This window comes from Bacillus sp. NPDC093026 (assembly GCF_044754665.1).
In the GTDB taxonomy this organism is placed as follows: Bacteria; Bacillota; Bacilli; order Bacillales; family Bacillaceae; genus Bacillus; species Bacillus maqinnsis.
Genome location: NZ_JBIVPN010000008.1, coordinates 85048 through 105336, shown reverse-complemented (window position 1 = coordinate 105336; position 20289 = coordinate 85048). Strand labels below are relative to the sequence as shown.

Sequence of the window (20289 nt, the reverse complement as noted above, 5' to 3'; positions counted from 1 at the left end):
TCTCGGGCCTCCTTTAGTCCAAAATAGATGGCACACGAATATAGCCGTCTTTATGATCAGGCGCATTTTTCATGACTGCCTCAATTGAAAGACTTTTATTCGGAACATCTTCTCTCATGACGTTTTTCATTTTTAGTACGTGTGTTGTTGGTTCAACGTTTTCCGTATCAACCTCGTTTAACTGCTCTGCAAATGAAATGATGCTATCAAGCTGTTCTGTAAACATTTCAGCTTCTTCTTCTGTAATCGCAAGTCTTGCTAAATGCGCCACGTGCTTTACTTCTTCTATTGAAATTCTTGACATGCAGGTTCACCTCCAAAATTGATGAGTTGATGGTCATGATTATAAGTCATATACACTTTATCATATCAAATTTTACTGTTCTAAAGCAACTATACCAAGGCAGTACAGCTCATTTCGCTTCATACGTTTTTGACATAAAGAATCATCCGAAATATCCCTTTTATTTTTCAGAAAATTTTTACTTTTATGCATTTTTGTAAGCGATTACAATTTGATTCTTATCACTGATTCTTGCATTTTTTATTGGTAATCAAGAAGGTGAAGAAGGTTGATCACTTGAGAATACTCTGATAGGTTAAGTAACCATAGCAGTGAGCAGAAACCGGATGTTCTGTCCACCGCTTCTGTATCTTCCGGATGAGGTGATGTCACATTAATACGAAAAAGGTGATATGGAAACATGAGTATTGAAATTGGAATTTCTTTATCTATTTATTTTATTGGGATGCTTGTCATTGGCTGGTATGCTTTTAGAAAAACGAATGACTTGAATGATTACATGTTAGGTGGACGCAGTTTAGGTCCTTATGTCACGGCTTTATCTGCCGGCGCATCTGATATGAGTGGTTGGATGCTAATGGGACTTCCAGGGGCAATGTATACAACTGGACTTTCATCTGGATGGCTTGCTGTTGGGTTAATTAGTGGAGCTTACTTAAACTATTTATTCTTAGCTCCTCGCTTACGCTCATATACAGAGGTTGCTGATGATGCGATTACCATTCCTGATTTTTTTGATAAACGATTTAAAGATTCGTCTACTTTATTGAAAGCTGTATCAGCTGTCATTATTATGATTTTCTTTACGCTCTACACCTCATCAGGTATGGTATCAGGCGGACGTTTATTTGAATCAGCGTTTGGTGCTCATTATATGTTTGGTTTAATCTTAACTTCTAGTATTGTGATACTATACACATTATTCGGCGGCTTTTTGGCAGTTAGTTTAACTGATTTTGTTCAAGGAGCCATTATGTTTTTAGCATTAGTGCTCGTGCCGATCGTTGCCTTTACTCAGTTAGGTGGCCCAATTGCCACATATCAAGATATTCAACAAATTGATCCAAAATTACTTGATCTATTTAGAGGAACGAGCGTCATTGGCATTATTTCCTTTTTAGCATGGGGACTTGGTTACTTTGGACAGCCGCACATCATTGTCCGATTTATGGCTATTACGACAATAAAGGATTTGAAACCTGCACGGCGTATTGGGATGAGCTGGATGATTGTTTCGGTCATTGGTTCACTTTCTGTTGGATTAGTTGGTGTCGCTTATGTACATGATACTAGTACAACTTTGGCCGATCCTGAAACGATCTTTATTGTTTTTTCAAAAGTGCTATTCCACCCATACATGACTGGATTTTTACTTTCTGCCATTTTAGCTGCGATTATGAGTTCAATTTCTTCTCAGCTGCTTGTCACTGCAAGTGCAATGACAGAGGATTTATACCGTACATTCTTTAGAAAAAATGCTTCTGATAAAGAACTTGTTATGATTGGACGCATATCGGTATTGGTCGTTGCCATCATTGCGCTTTGTCTTTCACTCAATCCAAGTGATACCATTCTCGATCTCGTTGGTTATGCTTGGGCAGGATTTGGTTCTTCCTTCGGTCCAGTCATCTTATTATGTTTATACTGGAAACGAATGAATCATCATGGCGCCTTGGCAGGTATGATTGTTGGAGCAGTTGTGGTCTTAACTTGGATCTCAACAGGCTTAAATCATACAACAGGCTTATACGAAATGGTTCCCGGGTTTATTTTAAGCGGGATAACCGCTATCGTTGTCAGCTTACTGACAAATAAGCCATCTATCGCTTCTAAAAAGCTCTTTCACAAGATGGAAGACCATCTTGTGAAAGAAAGAAAATAAGTCATCTGTGCGATGCAGATGACTTATTTTCAATTTGATATAAAAAGCTTTTCTTTCTTCCGATTCTGTATAAAATAGAAGTTGTGTAGCCATATGGACTATGGGAAAATCATATACATGTTGTGAAACGTACATGAAGTGAAAGGAGCGATACACATGCCTTGGACAATTGAATGGGATACTGTCTTAAAATTAGCCGTGGCTACCTTCATTGGTCTCATTATCGGCCTTGAACGTGAGCTTAAGAAAAAACCGCTCGGCTTAAAAACGTGTATTGTCATTGCTGTCAGCTCCTGCTTATTAACCATCATCAGCATTGATGCAGCCTACAATTTCCCTAAAGTCTCTAAGCTCCAAATGGACCCGCTCAGGTTACCGGCGCAAATCATATCTGGTGTTGGTTTTATTGGAGCAGGTGTGATTCTTCGTAAAAGCAATGATGTGATCTCAGGCCTGACGACTTCCGCCATGATTTGGGGGGCGGCAGGTCTTGGTGTTGCAACAGGTGCAGGTTTTTATAAAGAATCCTTCCTTGGTCTTTTCTTTATTCTTATCAGTGTGGAATTCTTACCATGGCTCTTCCAAAAGTTCGGTCCAATCCGCTTACAGGAAAAGGAAATCCGCATCAGATTATCTCTTTCTGACAGAAACCGAATGACGGAGATTTTAAAAGAAATGAAGGCACTTCATATCCGCATTCATTCAGTTCGCATTGATGATTTAAAGGAAAAAGATTACCCTATCATGGAAGTGCGCGTTCGTGTGCACAAGGATCGTTATACAACAGATGTCTATTTTGATATTAAAGATTTAGAAGGCGTTGTTGGAGTGAAGTGTGATACGGTGTAATACAAAGAAAATCCCTGGCTAGCAGATGTCAGCCAGGGATTTTTTCAATGTGTCAACTGCATAAAATCAAAAGGTGTAATCGGTGTTTGTTGCTCAATTTCCTCTCGAAAACGTGTCAACATGGCTTTTTGATTGGAATCAATCGTTTCCAGATCGAATGCTTGGTGCAAAAGCCCGTAAATAAGCATATGACGCAACCTAAGAAAATCAGGTATCGTCTTTAGCCATGCGTCATCCAACTCATTTTCCTTTCGATAGCCTTTCAGAAAATGCCCCATAAATTCAGCAGTGAATGCTGCCTTATCATCATATGGTATAACAGGGTACCATAGAACATTATATAGCAATATACTAATATCGTTGATAAACCAGTTGTATCCAATATCATCAAAATCAAAGGTCGTGATTTTCCCTTGATCCCAGTGAAAATTTCCATGATGAAGATCAGCATGAACCAACCCATAGCTATCCTGATCTTTCGGAAGCTTTGCTAGTTTTTCCATTAACTGATCCGTTTGTTCAAACACAAGAGTCTGATCCGCTGGAACGTATTTTCGTAACTTTAGCTGCTCTTCTTCATCCCACTCTTGTCTTTTGTAACGAGGGTCAGATAGTTGATAGCTCTTTGTAAGCTGGTGCATCCGGCCTATATATTTCCCAAGTGCATAAAATAACTTATCATTCCAATCTACCTCTTCGACTTTTCTGCCAGGGGCTTTCTCATACACTCGGAGTAAAAATGCACCTCCTGCTTGATCCGAAACCATTTCAACATCTCTCCCGTCAATTGAAGAGATTGGTTTAGCTACAGCAAGTCCACGACGAGATAAATATCGAATCCAATCCATTTCTCCTAAGATATATGTGGGTGAACGTCGAATCGTATGGGTAATTTTTAAAATATAAGTTTCCCCATTCTTCGCCTTATATTCATATACATAGTTTTCTGCATCTGCTAAAAATGTGATTTGTTCTGGCTGAAAGTCATATAATTGAGCCGCTTTCTGCAAGACAATATGTTCATCAAATCGCTCTTTTACTTCTTTATGCATGCTGATTCTCCTTTTTCCTCTTTTAATGAAAATTCATTGACGATGGTTTTGTCAGCATTTATTCGAGCATCAACATACCAGCCTTTCATTTTAGTGTCATCACTTATTTTGACAAAAGAATGAGAATACCTTTTTTCAACAAACAAAAATCGCCAAAAGTCGGTGAGCTTGAATCAACATAGAGAAAATTTTAGTTGATGGCAAATACTTAGAGCGAAAAGGCTTGCTTGAGCATTCATTGAAATACTATAAAAGAGCCTTGTTAGCTAGCCAATATGTAGGAAAAGGAGTGAATTAGTTGAAGAAATCTATTTTAATCACATTATCACTAGCAGTTGTGGCACTAGGTATACCTTTCTTTACAAATGGTGTGAACCTACAACAAAACGATCATACTCAAATAACAGTCACATCAAGAGGAAGTTCCGGAGGATGATTGGTTAAAAATTGATAAAGTGGTTAGGCTCCTTATGATATTCTGTTAAAAGAATATTTCATAAAAGGAGTCTTTTTAATATGAAGATATTAGACGCTCCCTCGCTTATATCAGCTTTAGAACAAAGGACAAAGGCATATGAGCAGTTTCGGAAAGAATGATATCAGCTTCATAGCAAAAAGCCTTTCATGAAGGTATTGCGGTGTAGTTGCCGGAGCTGTAGTTGCGGCACCGGTAGCAGAAATGAACGATAATAACACTTTTTCAAACGAAATACTTGTGAAAAATATGGTAGAAAGATTAAATTAACTAAAATGAACCTTAATATTTTTGATATTAAGGTTCATTCTTGACCTGCCCCTAACAGTCAACCTTACAATATAAGTAAATTCATTGGGAGTGATAAGAGTGAATATAAAACAAGTTTCTGAGATAACAGGACTAACAAAAAAAGCGATAAAGTATTATGAATCACAAGGCTTGATCGATGTAAATAAAAATCCTCATAATCAATATCGTGAATACACGAATGATCAAATATCTCAATTAAAAGTGATTGCTTCGCTTCGTTTACTTCACTTGCCAATTAAAGAAATTAAATCTTTTCTCAATGGAAACAAAAATCTCTCGGAATTATTAATTGACCAGTTGAATCAGATCAATAACAAATTAAAAGGACTTCAGCAACAAAAAATTTTAACTGAAACCTTAATTGAAAATTTAAATGAAATTGAGGATTTTGAAAGTAAAGTGGAAACTTTAGAAAGTACATTGCAGCTTAATGACATTGAGAAGAAAGAGTATGTCAAAGAAAAATTAGTAAGATTGTTTCCGGGAAAGTTTGGAGAGTTTATTGCAACTAGTTTTGAGCCATTTTTGGAGTTTACAATTGACAATGAAAGTAAATATTCGGATTGGTTAAGCTTGGTGAATTACCTTGATAATATTGATGAAGTAAGCATTCAACATCCAATCATGCAGTTGATTTCAGAAAATCCACTTCAATTAGAAGATTTTAAAGAGAAGAATCGTGATTTTATAGACAGGTTAATTGACAAAGATCATGAACTGTGGGAAGAACAAAAAAAAGCCATTATTCATTTAGTGAAAAATATGAAAGAGAATGAAGAATTTAAGAAACAATATATACAACAAATGAAGGATAGTGAAGATCTTCCTCAATTAAAGGAAGGTAGTCCATTCAGTGATCTACTCTATAAAATGAGTCCCAAATATAAATTGTTCTTAGATCGTCAAAAACAAATCAAAAAAGAAGCAGATATGGAATTAGGTTTTGATTCAGAGAATTTTTTGAAAAAAATATATAGGATTGATGAAAATTGTTAAATTACATGCTAGGCGGATGTATTTGTATTTTCTTTTCCTATTTAATAGGAGTAAAAAAAATATTAAGTCTAATCATTGGATATAATGAATTCACTTTCTTAGGAGATAAAGAAAAGTTATCCAAAAAAATCAGTTTATTGCTTTTGATCATTGGCATATTGACTTTATTCATGCCATTCATGCTAATGATGTTTGGCAGTGTCATAAAGGGTATCTATGTTTTCATCGTGATTGTGATTATTTTTATCGCTAGTGCATTGGTCATTATCCCTTATTTTCAAATGAAATAAATTTGTAAGCAAAAAGTGTTTGATCTTCACCTCATTCTCAACATGTATTCTCTGAACTTATCTCCTTTTCCAGAGATTAAAAAGATAGAGGTTTGATTTGATGAGTGGACTACTTTTTCTTTATGTTGTTAATAGTGATTTTATTATTTGTAATTCTTTTTAAACGAATGATTTTAGGGAAAAGAATAGGTGTTCACTATACTCCCTTCGACAATATAACTGGCAACACAAGTATTGAATTTCATGAAGAGAAAAATGAAGAAGAAAATGAAGACGATCAGGCAATGATAAGGATAAAAATGATTAAAAAATTCTAGCTGGCAAATATTTAATTGTGATGAATTGTTTGAACGTTTTCTAAAAGAAAAAAGTTTAATTAAAGGATAATGTTTTTGTGTAGTACGTTAAGAAAACAAAGCTGAGTTGTCAATTGATTTCTAGAGTTTCTTTTTTCAAGGAAGCTACTTGATCATAAAGAAGGAAAAGCCTGATCTTTATCTATTTGAAGACGGTTTAAATATAGGTTGCTTGATGTAGACTTTGGAACTTTTCTTCAGAAATATATTGATTCTGAAGGTGATGCGTTTTGGGAGTAAAAGAAACTAGAGGGAGTGTCCATTTTTATGGACACTTTTTTTATAGGTCAAATATGCACGGAAAGGACGCCTTATTTTCTGAGAAACACCGTATGATAGAGACAAACAACACGAACGAAATATTTTGCCCAGAAAAAACTCACGTGCTGATCATTCAATACAATAAGGTGTGTCTTGATTCATATCCGATTTTATTGTGTTTTTTGTATCTTTTTTCCTATTTAATACCAATCTTTGTATTGGTAAAATTGACCTTGTTCAGAATAGGAGGGAGTGACTTCTTCTGGGGAAAATACTTGATGCAACAGCACTAACAAACGTTATGGAAGAAAGAGCGAAGCACTATCAGGAACTTAGGGAAGAAATGATAGATTTGAAACAAGCATTACAAGGTGTGGCTAATTTAGGTGATGAGTTCACAGGTAAAGGGGCAGATAACATCAAAGCCTTTTATGCTGATCTTGCACTTTATGCCGATACCTATCTTGATTTTATTGACATGCAAAAGGCTTTTTTAGATGGAGTGAAAGGAAAGCTTGATGATGCATCTTTAGGAGGCCATACGTTTATTGACGAGCACTTTCTCGAATCTCAAGTGAAACAAGGCATTCAAAACAATCAAGATATGGTGGAAGAACAAAAGGAAGCTCTTGCAAATATTTTTGATGACATTCGTGATCTGATTGAGTTAGATGTATTTTCTAGCAAAGAAGTAAACGAACACTTAGATGATGCGAATATAAAACGACAAGAAACGATTGATGCCTTACATAAAATAGACCATGAACTCAAAACGGAATACGCAAAGTCAGAAGAGATCGAGCAACATCTTACATCATTTTATACCAAAATGATGGCAGCCACCGGTAAAGGGAAACACGCACAGCCCATGTATTATGATGCAAAAGCGTTTCATGAGACAGAAGTGTACAAAAATCATGATAAAATAGATGCACAGGTGAAAACGTATTTAAAGGTGAAAAAAGAAGAAGCAGAGAAACGAAGAATCAAAGAGTTCATGGCAAAACTTGATGATCCATCATGCATATCAGTAGATCAATATTTTGAGATAGTAGATGAGATTGGATATGAACATCTCTCTTACGATCAAAAAATGTACTACAGTCAGCTTCTTCAAATGAAAGCACAAGAAGAAGCGTCAAATGTATTGATTGATGGCATAAAAGGAGCAGCAGTTGGTATTTATGATGTGGCAAAAGATACAGTGATCGGTATGTACGATCTTGTCACTGACCCTGGTGGAGCTGTAGAATCTGTTGTCACCGCTATTTCTCACCCGATTGAAACATCAAAAGTCATTAGAAAAGCCATTTCTGATTCATTTCAAAAAGAGGTTATTGAAGGTGATGCCTATTCAAGAGCACACTGGTTTGCCTATGCCACTGGCTCTTTAGCAGAAATCGTCTTTGGTTCTAAAGGTGTAGGAGCCATCACGAAAACAGGAACATCTGTAGCTAAAACAACTGTTAAAAAAGGACTTGAACAAGGAGCAAAATCAATCGATAATGTCTCCATTCCGAATTTATTGCCGTACTCACCAAAGTTTCAAATAGCTGGTGGCGGAAAACTGCCATATAACGTGTTTGATGGCGAAAACATTAAAAATAAGCTTCTCTCCATGGCAAAACGTTTAGACAACAATCCAAGCTATGGAATCTCCAAAACAGGCAGACGATTACCAGCACCAAAAACACCGCCAACAGTCGTTACATATGGAGAACATTTCGTCAGATGGAAACGAAAGAAAGTGTTAAAACCAAATATCATTTATACAACAAAACAAGGCTACACCTACACAACAGATCACTATGGCCGCATTGTCAAAGTCGAAGCAAGGGATTTACAATACGGAGAGATCAAAAGAAACCAATATGCACAATCAAATGCTGGGAAACCAGATCGATTACTAGATGATGATGGTGGTCATTTAATTGCCTCTATTTTCAAAGGATCTGGGGATATTGATAATCTTGTTCCGATGAATTCACAGATTAATCGAAGTGGTGGAAAATGGTATGAGATGGAGCAGGAGTGGTTAAAAGCATTGACTTCAGATCCGCCTAAGCGTGTAGAGGTTGTGATAAAACCAATTTACAGTGTTGATTCGATAAGACCCACTGAATTTCTAGTGAAATATACAATTGAAGAACTAGAGGAACGAAAAATAATTAAGAACAAACCAGGAGGTTAAAGCATGGAAAAAATAGAAAAAAATTATAAAGAAATAGCGGGAATACTAAATGAAATGATTCCGACGGAATGGGATAAGGTTTGGATGTATGCGGAAATAGTAGATGATTCATTGGAAGCTATTTTTTATTTCAGTACCCCGGATGAAAATTTAATATATGGACATAAAATTCCAAAAAAGTATAATGTGAGCGAATTGATTTATGATGAATTGTTAGTCGATCTTTTACATTCCTTTGAAAAGTTGAAGGAAGAATATATAAAAAATGGTTTAGGAGCTTGGACAACAGCTACTCTCCAGTTGGAGCAGTCGGGGAAATTTTCTATTGAGTATGGATATGAAGATATTTACTCTATTGGATTAAATGGAGTGCAAAGAAAAGCTGTATGGAAATATGAAACGTTCGGAATTCTCCCTGAGGATGAGGAAGATAAAGAAGCTGTACTGAATTTTATAAAAAATAAAAAAAGTAACTAACACAATGCCCTCCAAATTAATGGAGGGTTTTTGTTTGTCATGATTTAATGAAAAATTGTCAAAATCGAAGTAAGTGATTTACAATACGGAGAGATCAAAAAACCAATACTCCCAATCAAATACAGGAAAGCCAGATAGACTACCAGATGATGATGGTGGTCATTTAATTGCCTCTATTTTTAAAGGTTCAGGTGATATTGATAACCTGCTTCCGATGAATTCGCAGATTAATCGAAGTGGTGGGAAATGGTATGAGATGGAACAAGAGTGGTTAGCTGCATTGAAAGAAGTTCCTCCTGAGAAAGTATCTGTTTCAATTGAACCAGTTTATAAAAGTGATTCATTGAGACCAGAACGTTTTGTTGTTGAATTTAAAATAGGCAATGACGAATTACAAAGATCAATTATTAAAAACCAAAAAGGTGGATAAACAATGGAATTAGAGAAACTAGATTCTCTGTATGGTGAAATTGCACAAACTGTTAATGAGATGATACCAAAAGAGTGGGATGAAGTTTGTTTATATGCCGAAATACTAGACGACTCTGCAGAGATTAATTTTTATTATAGATTAAAGGGAGAAACGGAATTTCTTTACTCACATAATATACCTGAAGATCATCATGTAAGTAAGTCAATCTATAACGATTTGTTAATAAAATTACATGATTTGTTTGAAGAGCTACAACAAGCATATGAATTAATTAATCCGGAAAAATGGACAAATTTAACTTTGAAGTTAGATGCGAATGGAAAATTCTCTTTAGATTTAAATTATGAAGATGTATTGAATCAAGGAATTAACGGATCTCAAAGAAGAGCAATATGGGCATACGAAAATCTTGGAATACTTCCTAAAAGAAAGTCAGTTAAAGAATTTCTTGATCAATATATCAAGAACAAAGAAAAGGGCAACAATTAGCTTATTACCCTCCAAATGAAAAGGAGGGTTTTTGCTTTCCAAAATTTATATTGAACAAAGGTTCTGTATTCCACCACCAAAGAACGTACATTCTATTTCAAGCTAAATGTAAACACTTAAGAATAAACAACCTTTTGTTTTTTACTAGACAACTATATTCTCGAATGAAAAAATGATAAGGTGACTGATAGTGTTTATTTCTATTCATTTATTCCATATATGTGTTCCTATATCTTTAAATTTCTCGACAGTCTGACCGCTAAAAGGGCTTTGAGGGCGAAAAAATTTTTAATGCAGGGTCTGCCATGAATCTACACAAACTAGCAAACTGGACATGGAAAGAACCATGTCCAGTTTCAGACAACTTATATAGTTTATCAAAACAAGTGGAAACCCCACTTTCACTTCAAGTAAAGGTGGGGTTTGTCTGCACGCTTGCAATTGCCTTTTGCGGTTTTTTGTTAGTCATATATATGCACAGTTGGTTCTTTGTCTTCAGCATTTTTTGTAATAAGTGCTTCTTGCTGATCTGAAGATGTGATGTTGATCTCTACATTTGTACTCTTATAGTAGTCCATGACTTCACCCGTTAAATATTGTGTGAATGCCACGACTTCTGTTTTTCCGTAGAACTGCATCGGAATATCAATTGTCATTTTTTGAAGGTTCCCGTTTTTATAGAAGCCTTTGCCAACCACTCCCGTGTAGTTTGGGAAGTAATCTTCTACCTTTGTTTTGAAGCGGTCAAATCGTTCTGAATCATCTTTGTAATTGCTTTTGGCATTATCTGAAGGGAAAAAGACGTTCTCCTCTTTGAGGATATCCCAGTTGCCAATATCAGATGAGCCTGCTTTCACATCTGCCTTAGCAATAAAGTTACCTGGAACGATCGACGATTTTGGCGCTTGTTTGTAGAGTGCAATCATTACAGGCACTTTTTGCAAACCGTCCATTTGACGAATTCGTTTGATCACTTGGGCAGCAATTTTTTCACCTTCTGCCAAGAGCTTTTTCGAATCTTTAGATGAATCGATTGTGACTTCTTGCTGAGGATCACCGACATTTTCGCGATAGTAATAAACGGAGTTAAGTGCAAGACCAATAACAACTCCACCAAGCTGTAAACTATTTTTGTCTTTTCGAATAAGGTAATTATGTTCTAGCATAGAAGCTAAGTATATTGGACTATTTTCATTTTTGGACTTTATTGAACCTGAGTTTGGAAGAGCAGGATTTAAGCCAAGGTTCTTAAAGTTTTTATCTTCTTTTTCCGCCTTTTTCAAATCACTGCCTGTTTTTTTACGTGCCAGCCAGCTCAGAACTGTATCTTCATCCAAATGCTGTCCTTCTTGGAACAGATAGTCGTTTGTATTAAACGATTCTGTTGCTAGGCGCATGAGACCTGTTTCAAATTCATCAATATCTAAGCGTGTGTTGAGATGCTCTGCTGTTAAACCTCTTGCAGCTCCTTGTTTAAACGGCAGCACCATTTTGTAGTAAGAGTCAGAGATATTGTACATAGGGATGATCGCTGTTTCCTTTGTTTCATCCGTCTTTTGTGTAACCTCTTCTTCATCTTTTCCCCCAAAAGGTACACACGCTGACAACACCAGTGTAACCATTGTCAGCAGCACTAACAACTTTTTCAATAGAAAACACTCCTCTTATTTCTTTAGCTCCTCGAGCATTCTAGCTTCGTCCCATATTTCAATATTGAGTTCTTCTGCCTTTGTCAGCTTACTCCCAGCAGCTTCCCCAGCTATCACTAAATCAGTTTTTTTACTCACACTTCCTGCTAATTTACCACCTAATGCTTCGATAGCAGCTTTTGCATCGTTTCGAGACATCTGCTCTAATTTTCCTGTGAGAACAATCGTTTTCCCTGCAAAGTAGGAATCAATTTCCTCTGCTTTAACCGGCTTAGGCCCTGTGTAGGTCATATTGACCCCAAGCTCTTTCAGTTCATTCAGCAAGTCCAGAATTTCTTCTTTTTGAAAGTATGTGATAACAGCATCTGCCATTTTTTCACCGATTTCATCTACTTCGAGTAACTGTTCTTTTGTCGCTTGCTTCAATTGATCAATGTCTTCAAAATGCATCGCCAATGTTTTGGCAGCTTTAGATCCAATGAATCGAATGCCTAAGCCAAATAATAAGCGCTCAAGGGAGTTTTTCTTCGATTGTTCAATAGAGCGTAATAAATTATCCGTTGATTTCTCACCCATTCGTTCAAGGTGGATGAGCTGTTCTTTTGTTAATCGATATAGATCTGACACACGAGACACGAGTTGCTCTTTAAAAAGCTGTGTAATGACTCGTTCACCAAGACCATCAATGTTCATTGCTTGACGAGAGACAAAGTGAATGAGTCCTTCACGTATTTGTGCTGGACATTCTGGATTAATACAGCGCAACGCCACTTCGCCTTCGATTCGCACAAGCTCACTTTGACATTCTGGACACTCGGTCGGCATATGAAACGGCTTTTCTTCACCTGTACGCTGATCTATAAGCACACCTGCCACCTCTGGAATAATATCGCCAGCCTTCTTCACGATGACTTGATCATATAAGCGTATATCCTTTTCTTTAATCAAATCTTCATTGTGAAGAGACGCTCGCTGCACAGTGGTACCTGCTACCTTCACCGGCTCTAGTATCGCCGTCGGAGTGACCACACCTGTACGCCCAACGCTTAATTCAATATCGAGCAGCTTTGTAATGACTTCTTCTGCTGGAAATTTGTAAGCGACAGCCCAACGAGGACTTTTTGCTGTAAAACCCAGCTCTTCCTGCTGAGCTAATGAATTCACTTTGATGACAATCCCATCAATTTCATATGGAAAGTCTGCTCGCTTTGTTTTGATTGTTTCGATGAGCTCGATCACTTCTTCAATCGTTCGGCACATCCGTCTTTCTTTGTTCGTTTTAAACCCAAGCTCATCGAGGAGATCAAGTCCTTCGCTTTGCGTTTCCACACCGATTTCATCAAGCTCCGCTATACTGTAGACGAAAATATCAAGATTTCGTTTCGCTGCAATTTTCGTATCGAGCTGACGAAGTGACCCCGCAGCCGCATTACGCGGGTTCGCAAACGGTTCTTCACCGTTCTGTAATCTTTTTTCGTTTAATGCTTCAAAAGAGTGCTTCGGCATAAACGCCTCGCCTCTTACTTCAATTGAAAGAGGACGATTGATTTTCAGCGGGATGGAACGAATGGTTTTTAAGTTTTCCGTAATATCTTCACCTATTGTCCCATCTCCACGCGTGGCACCTCGAACAAAAATCCCGTTTTCATAACGGAGAGAAACAGCGAGTCCGTCAATTTTCAGTTCGACATTGTATGCTATATTGTCACCAACTGCTTGACGAACACGACGGTCAAAATCAAGAAGATCCTGTTCATTAAAAGCATTTCCAAGACTAAGCATCGGTGTACCGTGACGTACTTTTTGGAAGGCATCTAAAACAGCTCCCCCTACTCTTTGTGAGGGGGAATCAGGTGATTTTAAATCTGGATGTTCCTCCTCTAGGGAGATCAGCTCACGCATCCGCGCATCATATTCAGCGTCAGGAACACTTGGACGATCAAGTGTATGATATTCATAGTTGTATTGATTCAACATCTGGTGCAGTTCCTCGATTCGGCGTTTTGCTGCTTCTTTATCCATCTGCTTCTTCCTTTCAATTCATCCGTTTTGTCAATCCAAAGGTTATTGTTTCTCGATTGGCGCAAATGCAGCAAGGAGTCTTTTAATGCCTGTAGGACTTGGGAAAGCAATATCAAGCTCCGTGCTATCTCCGCTTCCTTTCACACTCACAACGGTTCCAACGCCCCATTTTTTATGTGCGGCTTTATCGCCCACAGCCCAGCCAATACTGTCAGCTCCTGTATGTTGAATGGTTTGGGTCTGCATTCGTGAGACGGGTCCACGTCTTTGAGGTCGCTCTCTTGTTTGACCAAACGGGGTGTTGACTTCTTTGTTCTCATTTAGGTTGTCCAATAATTGAGCAGGTATTTCTCCAATGAATCTTGATTCAAGATTCATGTTCGTCCGACCAAATAAAGTCCTCATTTTTGCACTAGATAAATAAAGCTCTTCTTCTGCTCGAGTGATCCCTACATAGGCAAGACGTCGTTCTTCTTCCATCTCTGCATCTTCCATTAATGAACGGCTGTGCGGGAAGACACCTTCCTCCATCCCCATTAAGAAGACAACAGGGAATTCAAGACCTTTCGCTGCGTGAAGGGTCATCAAAATGACCGCATCCTGCTCTTCTACCTCGTTTTCGTCTAATTTGTCAATATCGGCGACTAATGCGAGTTCTGATAGGAAGGTCACAAGAGATTTATCTTCATTCTGTTCTTCAAAGTTTTTTGTCACAGACAGGAACTCGTCAATATTTTCCAGACGACTTTGCGCTTCAATGGTTTTTTCCACCTTTAGCGCTTCACGATAGCCTGTTTTTTCTAATATTTCTTCTGTTAATTCTGTTACAGATAAATACTCTTGCATATTTGTCATTTGATCAATGAGCTGTTTGAACTCATCGAGGGCGTTGGCTGCTCTTGCACTCAGCCCGATGAAGTCCACCTGCCTGAGCGCCTCAAACATTGAAAGATCGTTCATTTCAGCGTAAGCAGCAATTTTATCAACAGATGTTGCACCAATCCAGCGCTTTGGTACGTTGACAATTCGCGCAAAACTAATATCATCGTCTGGGTTCGCCACAAGTCTTAAGTATGCGAGAATGTCTTTAATCTCTTTTCTGTCATAGAACTTCGTGCCGCCGACGATGTTGTATTGAATGTTTGCCTTCATTAATGTTTCCTCAATGACACGAGACTGGGCATTGGTTCGATAGAGAATAGCAACATCAGATAATTTACGCTTGCCGCTTTGATGAAGCTGACGAATCTTTCCAGCGACAAATTGTCCTTCATCAAACTCATTTTCCGCTCGGTAATAAGCGATCTTAGCCCCTTCCTCATTTTCAGTCCAAAGATTTTTTGGTTTACGGTTCGCATTGTTTTGTATCACCGAATTGGCTGCATGCAGGATTCGTTTTGTTGATCTATAATTTTGCTCAAGCAGGATGACTTCACAGGACGGATAGTCTTTTTCAAAAGAAAGAATGTTGGTAATATCCGCTCCACGCCAACGGTAAATCGATTGATCCGAATCACCGACCACACAAATGTTTTGAAAACGTTGGGCAAGCAACTTCACAAGCATGTACTGCGCTCTGTTAGTATCTTGATACTCATCTACATGAATGTATTGAAATTTGCGTTGGTAATGCTCTAATACTTCTGGTATACGTTCAAACAGCCTGATTGTCATCATAATCAAATCATCAAAATCAAGCGATTGATTTTTGAGTAATCGCTTTTGATAATCTGTATAAACGTCGCTTACCACTTGTTCATAGAAATCGCCGGCTGTTTTTGCATATTCCTCTGTATCAATTAATTCATTTTTTGCACTGCTGATTGACCCTAAAATACTACGCGGGTCAAACTTTTTAGGATCGATATTTCGTTCTTTTAAAATGCTCTTGATCACTGAGAGCTGATCAGATGTATCCAAAATGGAGAAATTGCGATTCACACCAATTCGGTCGATATCTCTCCTTAAAATTCGAACACACATACTATGAAAGGTAGAGATCCAAATTTCATCTGCTCCAGGTCCTAAAATGGCTTGCACTCGATCACGCATTTCACGTGCCGCTTTATTTGTAAAAGTAATCGCTAAAATATTCCATGGTGCTATATGCTTTTCTGCCATTAAGTACGCGATTCGATGTGTGAGCACCCGTGTTTTACCACTTCCTGCTCCTGCCATTAGTAATAGTGGACCGTCTGTTGCTTTGACCGCTTCTTTCTGCGCCTGATTCAGCCCTTCTAATAGCTGATTCGATATATCATTCATTCCATTCACCGCCATTTCGAACTTATGTTCTATTTTAAACCGTTTCATCTTGTTTGACTATGACTACTTTTTGACTGCATCCACTGTTTTTAAAGCTTCTTTAAAATCTTCATAAATGACATTTCCGACGACTATAACGTCTGCATGTTGTTTAAATTCTTCTGCATGTTGAGCTGTCTGAATACCGCCGCCATAAAAAAGAACTGTTTCCTCAAGAACCGCTTTTGTTTCTTTGACAACTTCTATGTCTCCAAGCGTCCCGCTGTATTCTAGATAAAAAATGGGCAGTTTCATCAAATGCTCTGCTACTCTGGCATAGGCGCGCACGTCATCAATGTCTAGAGTGGTATTTGCGTCTGTGAGCTTGGCCGCCTTACAATCTTCGTTTAAGATCACATATCCTTCTGGCACAATTTCTTCCATTGACATCAAATCACCGTATTCCTTCATGGCATCCTTATGAAGCCCAACAATCCAATCCGGATGAGAGCTATTTAACACAGCCGGGATGAAATAAAGATCAAAGCCCGGCACAATCATCTCATGTGCCGAGATTTCAAGCACACATGGCACAAGAAACCTTCGAACCTTTGACATCAGGTGCAGGACGTTGTCCTCTGTCACATTGTCACTGCCGCCGATCAGGATGGCATCCGTACCAGATTCGCAAATTGCTTCTAGCTGTTCATCTGTGATTTCTTTATTTGGATCGAGTTTAAAGACATGCTTCCACTCGGTAACATCATACATGAAAAACGTTCCTCCATTCATTTCATTCCATTTAAATATTATAACAAAATCAGTGACCGCAAAAAACGGCGAACCCGCTTCATTTAAAAGTTTCATTCTTTTGAAAACAGTTTGTCGTTAAACGGAGATAAGTCAGTGGGGAGTATTGCTGAAAAAAAGCCGTGAGACGGATATCTTTTGTGGGAATGAAATGTCCGAAGTGAATGTAAATAACCAGTCTATCTGTTCATGATTACCGATAATTCAGAAACTAAATGTAAAAGGTGAAAGAAGAAGGAAGTTTCATTCAGATGAAGGAGATTCATGACATCAAAAAGACAGAACCACGAGATTGTTCTGCCATTTTATCACTTTATCTTTTTTAGATTTAAACGTTGGTTTGATACCGTCAAATACAGCGGGCAAAAAGCCGTTTTGTTCTGTTCAAAGCGGCTTTTTTAGTCTATTGACTTACTTTGTTAAAATATTGGACAGATGTCATAGCTCCTTCATCGACCATCTTATTATCTTGAATATCAAGTGGATCAGGATGACCGGCTTTTTCAGGAACCTTTTGATTTGACCGAAATACGCTTGCCCATTTTTTAAGATGCTGCTTATTTTTCACCGCTAATAACACAGCACTTCCAACCCCTATTCCTGCAAGTACATACGCATTTACTGGACGTATATTCATGTGTTTTCCCTCCCCATTGATTCTTGTTTGTATGTTACCCCGCCTACTCATTTCTAAACGTCACAGTATACGTTAGCCGACATGTGGTTTCTTTTTGTAAGAAAAGAGGTATAACAACAACAATGAAAGAGAAAAGAGGAGATAACATGACCACAACTGTGATTGTCATTGTCGCAATGTTGACCATTTGCTTGATCGTACCACTCATCCTATTTACATGGATTTGGGTGAGAGATGAAAAGCAGGAAGAGCATTCTGTCTTACGAAATTATCCTGTCATTGGCAAACTGCGATTCATTTTTGAAAAGATAGGACCTGAACTTCGCCAATATCTATTTCTCAACGATCGAGAGGAGCTTCCTTTTTCGAGAAAAGAGTATGAGCAAGCAGTGATGTCCGGTAAATACAACAGCCGGACGATGGGATTTGGGTCAAAGCGTGATTTTGACAAACCTGGATATTATATTCGCAACGTTCTCTTTCCAAAACAGCGAGATGAACTACGGATCGATCAATCAGAAAAAATTCACACAAAAGTGTATCAGATCGATCAAGATAATTTACTGCGAAGAAGCGAACATTTTAAAGAAGTCAAAGCAAACCCATATTACTTACATGAAGAAGACGTTCAAATCATTGGAGAACACACTTGTAAGAAACCTTTTTATGTAAAGGGTCTCATTGGTCAATCCGCCATGAGCTATGGTTCTTTAGGCGATCGGGCAATTACGGCTCTATCATCTGGCTTAAAGATGGCTGGCGGAACATGGATGAATACGGGCGAAGGTGGTCTTTCTCCATATCATCTAAAGGGCGGTGCTGATATTATTTGTCAGATCGGTCCTGGTCTATTTGGTGTGAGAACAGAGGATGGCGCATTTTCTTTCGAAGAATTCAAGAAAAAAAGTGAGTACGAGGAAGTTAAAGCCTTTGAACTAAAGCTTGCCCAAGGAGCCAAAACACGAGGCGGTCACATTGACGGAGAGAAAGTCACCGAGGAAATTGCGAGTATTCGCAAATTGCCACCTCACCAATCCATTGACAGCCCGAACCGCTTTGAGCTTTTTGGATCTATTCCTGAGATGTTTGATTTCATTGAACAACTTCGAGCCATTGGCGAAAAGCCAGTCGGGATTAAGCTTGTTGTTGGTCATAAAGAAGAAATTGAGGAGCTTGCGGCCTATATAAAAAAGAGCGGGAAACACCTTGATTTCATCACCATAGACGGCGGGGAAGGCGGCACGGGAGCATCTTTTCATGAGTTAGCGGATTCCGCAGGGCTGCCCATCTTCACCGCACTTCCAATGGTTCATCAAATTCTGAAAGAATATGGTGTAAGAGATCAAGTTAAGCTATTTGCATCAGGCAAGCTTCTCTCACCTGACAAAATTGCCATTGCCCTTTCCATGGGAGCTGACTTTGTGAATATCGCAAGAGGGCTTATGTTTTCAGTTGGTTGTATTCGGGCGCAAGTATGTCATACGAATAAATGTCCAGTAGGGGTTGCCACAACTGATCCAAAGCTGCAAAGAGCTTTGTCGATTGAAGAAAAGAAATATCGAGTATGCAATTATATCCTATCCCTTAGAGAAGGTTTATTTAACTTATCGGCAGCTAGTGGAATTGAATCACCTATCCGTTTTAACGAAAAACATATTATTTTTAGACAAGAGAATGGCCAAACAACTGAAGTGCCTACGTTCTCAAGCACACATCATTCTGTCTAGCTACAAAAAGGTGCGCTACCGTACCTTTAGATTGTAGAGAAACTCATGTTTTTCTACAATCTTTTTTATTCTTAAAGTATGTATTAAGAGTGTGGCAGCAACAGAGATTGAGCTTGATCAGAACATTGCAAATTACATTCAGAGTTGAGAGTGTTGGCTACATCCACAGAAGTAATACTGTCCAAATAAAAACCCTCCTGACTCTTATATACCTTAATTTTATATAATAAGAAATGATTAGGATGGTGATTAAAAAATAAAGCTGTCGAGATTTTCCCGACAGCCTGAACTGTTACCGAACTTTTTTGCAAAAAAACTGCAAACAATTCCGTTTTCTTGAAAAGGATTGTTTACAGCTAGAGCGGTGTTATTTGGTTTCTTCTTTTGCTTGTTGTTCCGCTATGCGGTCCAGTGCCATAATATATGCATCATTTCCGTAGTTCAAGCAGCGTTTCACACGTGAGATGGTAGCGGTACTCGCACCTGTTTCCGTTTCAATTTTATGATACGTATTTCCCTCACGAAGCATTCGAGCTACTTCAAGACGCTGTGATAAAGATTGGATTTCATTGATTGTACACAAATCATCAAAGAATCGATAGCACTCTTCCAGGTCTTTAAGGGATAAAATGGATTTGAATAACTGATCTAAGCTTTTGCCCCTTAATTTATCAATTTGCATCTTTATACATCTTCTCCTTTACTATTGGCACACCGCTAGAGGAAGCGGTATCTTTCCTGACTAATTTTTTAACATCTGCAATGAGCTTTGAACAAATCATGACAGTTTTGGTTCTACACTGAAAATGCCGTCAGGTTCTTTCGTAAGCCGA

The 20289-nt window shown here is 38.1% G+C and carries 17 protein-coding genes and 1 pseudogene; 10 read left to right on the top strand and 8 right to left on the bottom strand.

All coding sequences use genetic code 11. The features are described 5' to 3' along the window. Positions 1–13: 13 nt before the first annotated feature. A complete protein-coding gene (gatC, locus tag ACIQCE_RS14755; protein ID WP_400495662.1) occupies positions 14–304 on the bottom strand; it encodes an Asp-tRNA(Asn)/Glu-tRNA(Gln) amidotransferase subunit GatC in 291 nt (96 codons plus the stop codon). A gap of 400 nt (positions 305–704) precedes the next feature. Between gatC and putP the strand changes: the two genes are divergently transcribed. Together putP and ACIQCE_RS14745 are read left to right on the top strand one after the other, a co-directional pair. Further along, positions 705–2186, top strand: a complete 1482-nt coding sequence (gene putP / locus ACIQCE_RS14750) for a sodium/proline symporter PutP (RefSeq protein WP_400495660.1) — start codon at positions 705–707, stop codon at positions 2184–2186. 156 nt (positions 2187–2342) lie between these two features. Then, a complete protein-coding gene (locus tag ACIQCE_RS14745; RefSeq protein WP_400495658.1) occupies positions 2343–3035 on the top strand; it encodes an MgtC/SapB family protein in 693 nt (230 codons plus the stop codon). A 44-nt stretch (positions 3036–3079) separates the two neighbouring features. Here ACIQCE_RS14745 and ACIQCE_RS14740 read toward each other — a convergent pair whose 3' ends face one another. After that, entirely contained in the window at positions 3080–4087 is a 1008-nt protein-coding gene (locus ACIQCE_RS14740; RefSeq protein WP_400495656.1) for a phosphotransferase enzyme family protein, read from the bottom strand. Positions 4088–4931: 844 nt separating this feature from the next. Between ACIQCE_RS14740 and ACIQCE_RS14735 the strand changes: the two genes are divergently transcribed. The 7 genes and pseudogenes from ACIQCE_RS14735 to ACIQCE_RS14705 all read left to right on the top strand — a co-directional run bounded on the left by ACIQCE_RS14735 (position 4932) and on the right by ACIQCE_RS14705 (position 10367). Further along, positions 4932–5870: a MerR family transcriptional regulator gene (locus ACIQCE_RS14735; RefSeq protein ID WP_400495654.1), complete on the top strand. Its 939-nt coding sequence runs from the start codon at positions 4932–4934 to the stop codon at positions 5868–5870. Beyond that, complete coding sequence (locus ACIQCE_RS14730) at positions 5864–6160, top strand: DUF3784 domain-containing protein (protein ID WP_400495652.1); 297 nt, start codon at positions 5864–5866, stop codon at positions 6158–6160. Before ACIQCE_RS14735 ends, ACIQCE_RS14730 begins: the two co-directional genes overlap by 7 nt. A 122-nt stretch (positions 6161–6282) precedes the next feature. Beyond that, entirely contained in the window at positions 6283–6477 is a 195-nt protein-coding gene (locus tag ACIQCE_RS14725; protein WP_400495651.1) for a DUF3951 domain-containing protein, read from the top strand. Between the two features lie 562 nt (positions 6478–7039). Beyond that, entirely contained in the window at positions 7040–8968 is a 1929-nt protein-coding gene (locus ACIQCE_RS14720; RefSeq protein ID WP_400495695.1) for a T7SS effector LXG polymorphic toxin, read from the top strand. Between the two features lie 3 nt (positions 8969–8971). Further along, positions 8972–9445 carry a TIGR01741 family protein gene (locus ACIQCE_RS14715; protein WP_400495649.1) on the top strand — a complete coding sequence of 158 codons (474 nt, stop codon included), beginning with the start codon at positions 8972–8974 and terminating at the stop codon, positions 9443–9445. A gap of 72 nt (positions 9446–9517) precedes the next feature. Then, positions 9518–9875, top strand: a pseudogene (locus ACIQCE_RS14710) (DNA/RNA non-specific endonuclease); the annotation flags it as partial. Positions 9876–9878: 3 nt separating this feature from the next. Further along, positions 9879–10367: an antitoxin YezG family protein gene (locus ACIQCE_RS14705; protein ID WP_400495648.1), complete on the top strand. Its 489-nt coding sequence runs from the start codon at positions 9879–9881 to the stop codon at positions 10365–10367. 461 nt (positions 10368–10828) lie between these two features. On the opposite strand, the gene ACIQCE_RS14700 is transcribed toward ACIQCE_RS14705, so the two are convergent. The 5 genes from ACIQCE_RS14700 to ACIQCE_RS14680 form a co-directional block, all read right to left on the bottom strand. Further along, on the bottom strand, positions 10829–12016 hold the full coding sequence (locus tag ACIQCE_RS14700) for a CamS family sex pheromone protein (RefSeq protein WP_400495645.1): 1188 nt from the start codon (positions 12014–12016) through the stop codon (positions 10829–10831). A 15-nt stretch (positions 12017–12031) separates the two neighbouring features. After that, positions 12032–14038 carry an NAD-dependent DNA ligase LigA gene (ligA, locus tag ACIQCE_RS14695; protein ID WP_400495643.1) on the bottom strand — a complete coding sequence of 669 codons (2007 nt, stop codon included), beginning with the start codon at positions 14036–14038 and terminating at the stop codon, positions 12032–12034. 42 nt (positions 14039–14080) lie between these two features. Next, positions 14081–16303, bottom strand: coding sequence for a DNA helicase PcrA (pcrA, locus tag ACIQCE_RS14690; protein ID WP_400495641.1), 2223 nt, complete (start codon positions 16301–16303; stop codon positions 14081–14083). A 63-nt stretch (positions 16304–16366) separates the two neighbouring features. Next, positions 16367–17053 (bottom strand): heptaprenylglyceryl phosphate synthase, encoded by a 687-nt coding sequence (gene pcrB, locus ACIQCE_RS14685; protein WP_400495639.1) that lies wholly within the window; start codon positions 17051–17053, stop codon positions 16367–16369. A 442-nt stretch (positions 17054–17495) separates the two neighbouring features. Next, entirely contained in the window at positions 17496–17729 is a 234-nt protein-coding gene (locus ACIQCE_RS14680) for a hypothetical protein (protein WP_400495637.1), read from the bottom strand. 146 nt (positions 17730–17875) lie between these two features. Between ACIQCE_RS14680 and ACIQCE_RS14675 the strand changes: the two genes are divergently transcribed. Next, positions 17876–19456 carry an FMN-binding glutamate synthase family protein gene (locus ACIQCE_RS14675; protein ID WP_400495635.1) on the top strand — a complete coding sequence of 527 codons (1581 nt, stop codon included), beginning with the start codon at positions 17876–17878 and terminating at the stop codon, positions 19454–19456. Positions 19457–19823: 367 nt separating this feature from the next. Here ACIQCE_RS14675 and ACIQCE_RS14670 read toward each other — a convergent pair whose 3' ends face one another. Then, the gene (locus ACIQCE_RS14670; RefSeq protein ID WP_353853658.1) at positions 19824–20138 is read right to left on the bottom strand and encodes a YerC/YecD family TrpR-related protein; all 315 of its coding nucleotides are present in this window, start codon (positions 20136–20138) and stop codon (positions 19824–19826) included. Positions 20139–20289 lie beyond the last annotated feature (151 nt).